Here is a 9,179-nt window from a genome sequence, read left to right as displayed (position 1 = left end):
CCTACGGCTCCGCTCCGGAACGGCAGCGCGGCGCCCGATCAGCTATGACTCGCAGAACAGAAAACCCGACGGCAGGTGGGGCCACTTCAAGCCGTCGCGGTGGGGCCAGTGCAAGCCGTCGCGGCGAGCCGGCCCAGACGACCCTCTCCCCCCATGTCGCGACAAGCTTCCGATGCTTACCGAGCAGCCCGTCTGGGCCGACCACGACGTTGGTGTTGTACAGCGTCCCCATCGAACCCGGCTCGCTCTCGGTGACGCCGACGACTGCGATTACGCCCGCCCGCCTCGCCGCCGCAACGAGCGCATCGACCTCTGGGCCCGGCACCTCGACTGACTGGTGGTGCAGTTGCTCGTGCCAGCTGGTGGTCTCGCCGAGCGGTTTGACGAAGACCCAGTATGGAAACCCAGGGATGAAGCTCTCGGGGAGCGCCACGATGTCGGCACCTCCGGCCCCCGCCTGTTCGATCAGCGCGCACGCCTTTTCCGTCGACCTTGCCCGGTCGAGCCAGACGGACGCGTCCTGCACAGCTGCCGCCCGAAATGTTGCTTCGAGGTCGTTACTCATGTTGGCTCCTTGCCTCGCAGGGGCTTTTGATCAAATATTGCAGAGTGGCCGAGCCAAAGTCCGCTTCCCTCCCTGCCTACCCAGCGTTCGACGCCTCGCATCGGGGCACCATGGCGTCGAGCGCAGCCGACGCGCTTCGGGATCTGATCGTGATGGGCGAGATCGCTCCAGGAACACCCCTTCGCCTCGAGGTGCTCGCCGAGCGGCTAGGGATGAGCATCTCCCCGATTCGCGAAGCTGTGCGGCAACTGGAGGCGCTCGGTCTCGCCGAGCACGTGCCATACAAGGGGGCGAGGGTGACCCAGATCGACCCCGGCGAGATGCGCGACGTGTACGAGGCGAGACTCGCGCTCGAGCTGATCGCCGTACGACGTGCGGCGATCGGATGGAACGAGGACGCCGAGACGCTTCTCTGCGCCGCGCTCGACGATCTTTCCTCGGCCTACCAGCTGGGCGAGCGCGTCGAGATCATCCGCGGCAACACAGCCTTCCACCTCGCTATCGCCCAGGCGTCGGGATCGCGCTGGATCCCTCGGTTGCTGCGCCCGATGCTCGAAACGTCGGAACGGTTCAGCGCCTTCGTGATCGCGGACGATCAGGCGGGCGTCTATGACATCGAGGAGCAGGGGCACACCGCGATTGTCTCTGCCTGTCGCGCGGGCGACGCCGAAATGGCGGAACGGATGCTGCGCGAGCACATCGACGCATTCGCCGACATCTTCGTGCGCGACCTCGTGGCCGAGCCGACGGGTTAGCGCCGCCTCGGCGCTCCGTCCCTCTCTCGATCCCAGGTCGTCTCGGACAGGCCCCGTTCGCGGAGCACGTACTTGCGAATCTTGCCGTTCTCGGTGAGCGGGAGATCGGCGAGGTATTCGAGGTAGCGCGGGACTGCGAAGTAGGGGAGCCGTTCATCCGCCCACGTGGTCAGCTCGTCCTGCGTTGGGGCGGGGTCGGCACAGACCACGAACGCCATCACGTCGTCCTCCCCGAGAGGTGATGGGACGGGGACGGCCGCAGCGTTCACGACCTGGGGGTGTGCTGTCAGCGCCTGCTCGACCTCCCATGCGGAGACGTTCTCACCTCGCCGGCGGATAGCGTCCTTGATTCGGTCGAGGAAACGAAACCAGCCGTCGCCGTCGGCGACGACGCGATCGCCCGTATGAAACCACTGGTCGCGCCAGCTTTCGGCAGTCTCGTTGGGCAGGCGCCAGTACCCGGTGGCGAAGGCGAAGGTTTCGTTTGCGCGGACGACGAGTTCGCCCGGCGTCCCCGTCTGAACATCGTTGCCGTCAGCGTCGACTAGCTTTGCCTGGAACCCGGGCATGACACGTCCCATCCAGCCGGGGCGCTGCTCGCCATCGCGAGGCCCGATTGTGAGGTTGGTCTCGGTCATACCGTGGCCGTCCACGATCTGGATTCCGAAGCGCTCGCGGAATACATCCCACAGCGGTGGCGAGGTTGCTGGCGAAAGGGCGACGCGGACGCGATGTGCGCTGTCGTTGGGATTCCGATCGCGGGCGGCCAGAATCGCCGCCATCGCGCCGAGGATGTAGGTGACGGATGCGTCCGCGTCGATAACCGTCTGCCAGAACCGGGACGCGGAGAACCGCTCCCCGATCACGAGTTTGACGCCGTGGAAGAGCGATTGGACGACGGTGTTCAAGGCGTTCGTGTGGAAGAGGGGGAGACAGGTGAAGAGCACGTCGTCGTCGGTGATCCCCAACGCGTTCCCGGTGTTGTGGCCCCACCACCAAAACTGGGCGTGGGGACAGACGACACCTTTCGGCGGGCCCGTCGTGCCGGAGGTGTAAAGGATCGCGAGAGGGTCGCTTGGTCGGCACTCACGCATTTCGAGAGACGGGGCCGAACCGATCTGCGGCACGACGTTCCGTGCAGATGCATTGTCCGCCACCCACAGAGCCGTCGACCCGTCGCTGATCGTGTCGACCGACGCGAACTCTGCGAGGAATGCGTCGCTGGCGATGACTATTTTGGGGTCGCAGTCGCCGATCACGTGTGCCAGTTGGGGGCCGCGACTCGCCGTGTTCATGGGGACGAGCACCGCTCCTGACCACGCGCAGGCCAGGAAGAGCTCAACCAGGAGAGGGCCGTTCGGCAAGAGCGCGACCAGGCGGTCGCCGGCCTCGATTCCGGCCTCGCGTAGCGTGCCTGCGCGGAGCGCCGCCCTTTCCGCTGCCTCTGAGAAAGTCCAGGCCTCGCCACCCGCCAGGAGGAACGGCGCGTCGGCGAGGCCTTGGGCTCGGTCGCGCAGCAACGCAGCGACCGTGCGGTCCGACGGGGACACACGGAGGGCTTTCTGACCCCACTCGGACATCGCGTGACCGTACCAGGTGTTTGATATTTGATCAAACCCTTGACGTGGCACATGCGATGTGATCCGATCGTTGGCACCCCTAAGGCGGCAGTCGCTGCGCGTGCAAGGCGGGCAGGGCCTACGCCAGATGCAAGGAGGAGTCCATGCGGAGACCTACATGGGTCACGACTGCCATCTGGGTGGCAGCCGTCGCCCTCGCCGTCTCAGTCGGCGCCGCCGTCGCGGCCGGTATCCCCGGTTACACCGGCAAGGAGGGCGCAGCCCCGTCGACGTTCGGCAATGTCAAAGCCAAAGCGGGCGTCAGGTGCAAGATCGGTCTGCAGAACCCGCTTGCCGCCAACGAGAGCTTGCAGTACATGCAGAAGGGTGCCGTCGCTCAGGCGAAGGCGCTCGGATGCAAGATCATCACGCTCGATGACGCGCTGAGCGTGGACAAGCAGGTGAGCAACATGCAGCAGTTGCTCGCTCAGAAGGTCAACGCGATCATCTTCTATCCGCTCGATCCCAAGGCGGTCAACCCGGTACTCGCGCAGGCGAAGAAGCAGGGTGTCCCGGTTGTCGCCGAGGATGCGGGATTCGGCAACCCTGCGGCCAAGGGCATCCCCGGAGTGTCCGCCGGGGTTTGGCAGGCCCGCGACATCCAGGCGTTCCTGCAGGTCAAGGCGCTTGCGAAAGCTAAGCCGGGCGCCAAGGTCGGTCTCATCGGGATCGGGGCGCCTGTTCCGGCCCTCAAGTACCTGACGTCGCGCCAGGCGTTCTACGCCAAGAAGGCGGGTCTCACAGTGGTCGGTGTGCAGGACAACGCCACCGATGACGTCACGGGCGGACAGAAGGCCGGAAACGCTCTCGTGCAACGCTTCCCTGCGATGAACGCTGTGATCGGCTACAACGATCCGAGCGCCATCGGCGCCGTGATCGCGGCGCGGTCGGTCGGCAGGAAGCTTACGGTCGTCGGGCTCAACGGCACTAGCGACGGCCTCGCGGCCGTGAGGGACGGCCGACTCGCCGCGACGGTGCGGAGCGAGTCCGTCTCGATCGGGCGTGAACTTGTCCGTGGCGCCTACTTGCTCACGTCGAAGCAGAAGCTTCCGGCGGCAGTGGTCGTCGTGCGTCCGAACCTGGTCACCAAGGCGAACGTGGACAAGCTGCCAAGCTGGGATGCCCAGCTGAAAACGATCAAGTAATCGATTGGCCGCGAGCGGCCCCTCGGCGAAGTCCGAGGGGTCGCTCGCAGGCGTCGAAAGGCCCGAAACTCCACTCCGCGCAGCAGAACTAGATGCCAGAATCCCGCCATTCCCGGCTCGAGCCGTCCGCGAGCACGTGGCTCGGCCGCCTGGCGCGGAGAGAACTCTCATCTGTCGAGCTCACCCGCCACGTTCTGTCTCGCCTGGAAGGCGCGAAGCATCTCAATGCAGTGGTCGCATGCGATCCGGAAACGGCTCTGGCTGAGGCCCGCCGAGCGGATACACGACGGGACTCCGGCAGCCAAGGGGCTCTGCTCGGGCTACCTGTGACGGTAAAGGACTCGATCGAAGCCGTCGGCCTCCCATCGCTCAGCGGCTCGCTCGCACGGGTCGGTCACGTCGTCGAACAGGATGCGACGGTCGTTCGCAGACTACGCGACGCGGGCGCCATCGTGGTGGCCAAGTCGAACGTCCCCGAGTACACCTGGTCGTACGAGACCGACAACATCGTCTGCGGCAAGACACTGCATCCACATGATCCAGCGCGGACGCCTGGAGGCTCGAGCGGTGGCGAGGCAGCCCTACTGGGCGCCGACGCGTCCATTGTCGGTATAGGAACCGACGGCGGCGGCTCAATCCGTGTTCCCTCGCACTACTGCGGCACCGTCGGCCTGAGGCCGACGGCGGGCCTCGTGCCAGAGACTGGCTGCTGGCCGTCCACCCGCGACACGGGCATGGTCGACATGAGCGCCGTCGGCCCGATGGCGCGGTACGTCGAGGACATCGAGCTGCTTTTGCAAGTCATCGCTGGCCCGGACGGCATCGACCCTTTCATCGGTCAGACGAACCTCTCGGACGCCGGGCTCACGTCGACAAGCGACCTCAGGGTCGGCTTCTACGATGATGACGGCGTCGCAGCCGTTGACGCCGCGACGAGAGACGCGGTCGCGTCCGCCGCCCGGACTCTGGCAGCCGCAGGCTGCCGCGTCGAGAACGTCACACCCCCGGACGTATCGACAGCGACCCCGATTTTTTTCGAGATGATGGCCGCCGACGGCGGCGCCCGCGCACGAGACGACCTCTCGCGGGCAGAAGGGCGGCATCTTCCCCAGATGCAATCTCTGCTCGATTCACTCCGGTCTTGTGCACTCGACGCCAGCGGATATTTCGCGTTATTCGGGCGCTGGTCGGCGCTTCGGGCAGCCGTCCGTTCGTTTGTCGCTGATTACGATGTCATCCTCTGTCCCGTCACCGTCGGTGGCGCTCCGTTGCATGGCTGCATGCCAGGTACCGACACACCGCTCCAAAGCTACGACGCCTTCAACTACACGCACACCTACAGCATTGCCGGGCTGCCGGTCGCGGTCGTGCGTGTCGGGACACACCTCGGGCTACCGCTAGGAGTCCAGATCGTCGCAAACCCGTTCAGCGACCGTGTTGCCCTTTCAGCCGCCGCTCTTCTGGAGGCCGCGTTCGACAACGCTAACGTGAACGGCGCTCGGACGTCCTCCCGTCACCTTCCGGCAGCATGACGGGCACAGCTCACACTCCGCCGATCCTCCTCGCCGAGGGCATGCATAAGCGCTACGGCGGAGTGCACGCGCTTCGCGGAGCTACGCTCAGCATTCGCCCTGCGGAGATCCATGCGTTGCTCGGCGAGAACGGCTCCGGGAAGTCGACGATGCTCAAGATCCTGTCGGGGCAGCTTCAGCCTGACGCCGGCCGCATCCACTTTGCCGGCAGCCAGACGTCGTTCCGGAACCCGACCGATGCGCTCCGCCAGGGGATCGCGACGGTCACGCAGGAGACCACGCTGGTGCCGGACCTTTCGATCGCAGAGAACGTCTTCCTTGGCCACCGAATGGCGTTGCGAGGCCGGTTCATCGACTGGCGGACAACAGGGGCAAGGGCGCGCGCCGCCATCGAACGGCTCGGAGTCGACCTCGACTCGTCTCTGCCGGTTCGTCGGCTACGACCCGACCAACAACAGATGGTTGAAATCGCCCGTGCGCTATCGATCGATGCTCGTGTCCTTATCCTCGACGAGCCGACGAGTTCCCTCACAGATGACGAAGTTGAGTCTCTCTTCCGGGTAGTACGCAATCTCCGCAAAGACGGTGTTTCGACAATCTTCGTCTCGCACCGACTCGATGAAGTCCTTGAACTCGCCGATCGTGTGTCCGTCTTGCGAGACGGACACAGCGTCGGGGAGGGCGCCATCACTGAGCTCAACCGCGCCCGCCTCATCCAGATGATGGTCGGCCGCGATCTCGAGGAAGAAGCCCTCGCCGACGGCCGCTCGGCCGCCGAGATCGTCAGCACGCCTACCCTTCGAGTCCGCGGGCTAACGTTGCGCAGCTTCTTCGCGGATGTCGATCTCGATGTAGGCGCAGGAGAGATCGTGGGCCTAGCCGGCCTTGTCGGTGCCGGTCGCAGCGAACTGTTAGAGGCGATCTTTGGTCTACGCTCGCCGAATACCGGAACGGTCGAGGTTGAGGGAAACGTGCGCCCGTTCCGTTCCCCGCGCCACGCCATCCGCAGCCGACTCGGCTTCGTCCCCGCGGATCGCAAGACTCAAGGACTGGTTCTCGGGATGAGCGTCCACAAGAACCTCTTGATGGCCTCGACCTCGCGGGTACCCAGACTCACATACCCACGGCCGGCACGCGAGACAAAGACCGTGAGCGACTCGATCGCCGCACTCCAGATTAAAACGCACTCTCCGGCGGTGCCCGTCTCAACGTTGTCGGGCGGAAACCAACAGAAGGTCGTGCTCGGCAAGTGGCTCGCGAGCGACCCGAGCCTGCTGATGCTCGACGAGCCGACTCGAGGCGTGGACGTCGGAGCCAAAGCCGAGATCTACCGACTGCTGCGCACAGCGGCCAACAACGGGATCGGCGTTCTCGTCTCGTCGTCAGAAACGCCCGAGCTTCGCCTCCTGTGCGACCGCATTGCCGTCATGTTCAGAGGAAGGATCGTCGCTTGGCTCTCACGCGACGAAGCCACCGAAGCCCGAATTGCGTACTTCGCCGGGGGACATCAATGAGTGGCGGCCTGAGCCCCGACCGCCGTCGACAGCAACTCGTTGACCGCGCCGCCGGCGTCTGGTCGGCCTCGAGTCGCTATGCCGCGGTTCTGGTGCTTCTCGTTTCGATCTTCGTCTTCCTCTCGATCACGCAAGAAAACTTCTTCACGCGCCCGAACATCGAGAACCTCCTCACGAGCGTTTCGATTCTGTTCGTCGTGTCAATCGGAATGACGTTCGTGGTTCTCACCGCCGGCATAGACCTCTCAGTCGGTTCGACACTCGCGCTCATGGGGATCTTGCTGTCCCATCTCTTCAACAACGCCGGCCTGCCTGCATGGCTCGCCGTGCTCGTCACCTTGGTGGCGGGCGCGCTTCTGGGCGCACTCGTGAACGGGGTTCTGATCGGGAAGGTTGGGCTCTCGTTCTTCGTAGTGACGCTCGGAACGCTGTCGCTGTACCAGGGGCTGGTCAATATCTGGTCCGACACGAAAACGACGTACATAACGTCGCCGCTCATCGACTGGTTCGGCTTCGGCACCATCCTCGGGATCCCGTCTCCAATCTGGATCATGGTCGCGACCTACGGGATCGCCTTCGTTGTCCTCCGTTGGACGTACTTCGGGCGCGACGTCTACGCGGTAGGCGGGAACATCGAAGCAGCGCGACTATCCGGGATCAACGTCTCACGGACGCTGATGCTCGTCTACGGGATCACAGGGCTCGCCGCCGCCCTCGGTGGCGTGATCCAGGCCGGACGCCTCGGCGCGGCAAGCCCTCTCGTCGGGGCCTCGATCCCACTCGACGCTGCAGCAGCAGTGCTGCTCGGCGGAACGAGCTTCCTCGGTGGCGTCGGCGGCGTCACCGGCACCGCCGTCGGCGTGCTTTTCATCGGCACCCTCCAGAACGGCCTGTCGATCGCCGGCGTGTCAAGCTTCTGGCAGCAAGTCGTGACCGGCGCGATCCTGATCGCCGCAGTCGCGATCGACCGACTACAGCAGATCCGGAGCGGAGGCCTCAGGAAGGTCGAGGAGGGAACAGGCCGCGGGCCAACCCCCACTACAGAGCCGACGACCGAAACCCCTTAGCCCGGATCCACCGATTGGGTAGGCGGGTTCCGTCCGGTGCGGAATGAAGAATGACCTCCTGTGCAGGTCTTTTACGGCTGTGTCGGGCAGCCGGGGCCTGCGGTCAGGAGGTCACCTTGATGGTGCATGATGACGGGGCGGTCGGACTGGATGGGTTGGAGGTCGTCTTCGACGATGAGCGGGTCGTCTCGGACGCCGGCGTGGCGTTGGTCGCCACGCTCGCGCAGCGGCTGGGGATCGAGGCGCTGGCGCAGCAGCGGGTGCGGCTGCGCCGCGACCGGCCCGGCGCGGCCAACGCTGGCCGCAAGGTGATCGCGCTCGTCTACGCGATGGCGCTGGGGGCGGACAGCATCGACGATACTGAGATCCTGCGAGCAGGCCGCACGCGTCGGCTTTTGGGCGGCTGGATCCCGGCGCCGTCGACGTTGGGGACGTTCTTGCGCGCGTTCACGTTCGGGCATGTCCGCCAGCTCGACGGAGGATGACCCGACGGCCGTGGAATCTGATGGCGGCCTCCTGATGGATCATATGGTCAGGCTGTGACAGCGATGGTGGACGGGTTCTCGGCGCCGACGGTGTGGCGGAGGGTCGCCGCGAGTTGCGGGAGTTGGCGGTAGCCCTTCACGCGTCGGAACTGGGTGTGGGCGGCGGTCATGCCGGCGGCAGCCCAGCGCAGGCGCATGTCGCCGTTCTGCCAGCGCTTCACGTTGCGGGCGTGGGCGCGGACGATCTCGATCATCGACTCCACCGGGTTCGTGCTCATCACCGTCTTGAGCAGCGTCCCGGTCACGCCGAGGCGGTTGATGGTAAGCGTCTCGGCGAGCCCTTCGCGGAGGCTGGCGGCGGCGTCGGGGTTGGAGTTCCCCCGCTTCCGTGGACATCTGCTGACTGAGTTCGCTCGGTCGGGAAGGATGTCTGCTGATGCCAAAGATCCCGCCCTACTCGTTGGAGTTTCGCTCCGAGGCCGTCAGGCTGTTGCGGA

Annotated in this window: 8 protein-coding genes and 1 pseudogene; 6 read left to right on the top strand and 3 right to left on the bottom strand. The window is 65.4% G+C overall.

The genetic code is table 11. From position 1 onward, the window contains the following. Window position 1 precedes the first annotated feature (1 nt). The gene (locus Gocc_RS15330; protein ID WP_114797454.1) at window positions 2-565 is read right to left on the bottom strand and encodes a nitrilase-related carbon-nitrogen hydrolase; all 564 of its coding nucleotides are present in this window, start codon (window positions 563-565) and stop codon (window positions 2-4) included. Between the two features lie 26 nt (window positions 566-591). Between Gocc_RS15330 and Gocc_RS15325 the strand changes: the two genes are divergently transcribed. After that, complete coding sequence (locus Gocc_RS15325) at window positions 592-1,320, top strand: GntR family transcriptional regulator (protein WP_181813746.1); 729 nt, start codon at window positions 592-594, stop codon at window positions 1,318-1,320. On the opposite strand, the gene Gocc_RS15320 is transcribed toward Gocc_RS15325, so the two are convergent. After that, window positions 1,317-2,900: an AMP-binding protein gene (locus tag Gocc_RS15320; protein WP_114797452.1), complete on the bottom strand. Its 1,584-nt coding sequence runs from the start codon at window positions 2,898-2,900 to the stop codon at window positions 1,317-1,319. The genes Gocc_RS15325 and Gocc_RS15320 overlap by 4 nt on opposite strands. Window positions 2,901-3,079: 179 nt before the next feature. On the opposite strand from Gocc_RS15320, the gene Gocc_RS15315 reads away from it, so the two are divergent. The 5 genes from Gocc_RS15315 (at window position 3,080) to Gocc_RS17175 (ending at window position 8,682) form a co-directional block, all read left to right on the top strand. Beyond that, a complete protein-coding gene (locus Gocc_RS15315; RefSeq protein WP_181813745.1) occupies window positions 3,080-4,084 on the top strand; it encodes a sugar ABC transporter substrate-binding protein in 1,005 nt (334 codons plus the stop codon). A gap of 92 nt (window positions 4,085-4,176) precedes the next feature. Beyond that, window positions 4,177-5,616, top strand: coding sequence for an amidase (locus Gocc_RS15310; RefSeq protein ID WP_114797450.1), 1,440 nt, complete (start codon window positions 4,177-4,179; stop codon window positions 5,614-5,616). Next, complete coding sequence (locus Gocc_RS15305) at window positions 5,613-7,130, top strand: sugar ABC transporter ATP-binding protein (RefSeq protein WP_114797449.1); 1,518 nt, start codon at window positions 5,613-5,615, stop codon at window positions 7,128-7,130. Before Gocc_RS15310 ends, Gocc_RS15305 begins: the two co-directional genes overlap by 4 nt. A gap of 92 nt (window positions 7,131-7,222) precedes the next feature. Next, window positions 7,223-8,197 carry an ABC transporter permease gene (locus tag Gocc_RS15300; protein WP_220150667.1) on the top strand — a complete coding sequence of 325 codons (975 nt, stop codon included), beginning with the start codon at window positions 7,223-7,225 and terminating at the stop codon, window positions 8,195-8,197. Window positions 8,198-8,247: 50 nt separating this feature from the next. Continuing rightward, entirely contained in the window at window positions 8,248-8,682 is a 435-nt protein-coding gene (locus Gocc_RS17175; RefSeq protein ID WP_114797447.1) for a transposase, read from the top strand. Between the two features lie 47 nt (window positions 8,683-8,729). On the opposite strand, the pseudogene Gocc_RS15290 reads toward Gocc_RS17175, so the two are convergent. After that, window positions 8,730-9,050: pseudogene (locus Gocc_RS15290) on the bottom strand (IS256 family transposase); the annotation flags it as partial. Window positions 9,051-9,179 lie beyond the last annotated feature (129 nt).

The sequence above is a fragment of the Gaiella occulta genome, assembly GCF_003351045.1.
Classification (GTDB): Bacteria; Actinomycetota; Thermoleophilia; order Gaiellales; family Gaiellaceae; genus Gaiella; species Gaiella occulta.
The sequence above is the reverse complement of the archived record's forward strand: the minus strand, read 5'-3'. Positions and strand labels throughout refer to the sequence as shown.

What these genes read in the sequence shown, in the direction of transcription:
- Gocc_RS15330 (WP_114797454.1), bottom strand. Translation starts at nt 565, where the DNA reads ATGAGTAACGACCTCGAAGCAACATTTCGGGCGGCAGCTGTGCAGGAC.
- Gocc_RS15310 (WP_114797450.1), top strand. Translation starts at nt 4,177, where the DNA reads ATGCCAGAATCCCGCCATTCCCGGCTCGAGCCGTCCGCGAGCACGTGG.
- Gocc_RS15305 (WP_114797449.1), top strand. Translation starts at nt 5,613, where the DNA reads ATGACGGGCACAGCTCACACTCCGCCGATCCTCCTCGCCGAGGGCATG.
- Gocc_RS15320 (WP_114797452.1), bottom strand. Translation starts at nt 2,900, where the DNA reads ATGTCCGAGTGGGGTCAGAAAGCCCTCCGTGTGTCCCCGTCGGACCGC.
- Gocc_RS17175 (WP_114797447.1), top strand. Translation starts at nt 8,248, where the DNA reads ATGACCTCCTGTGCAGGTCTTTTACGGCTGTGTCGGGCAGCCGGGGCC.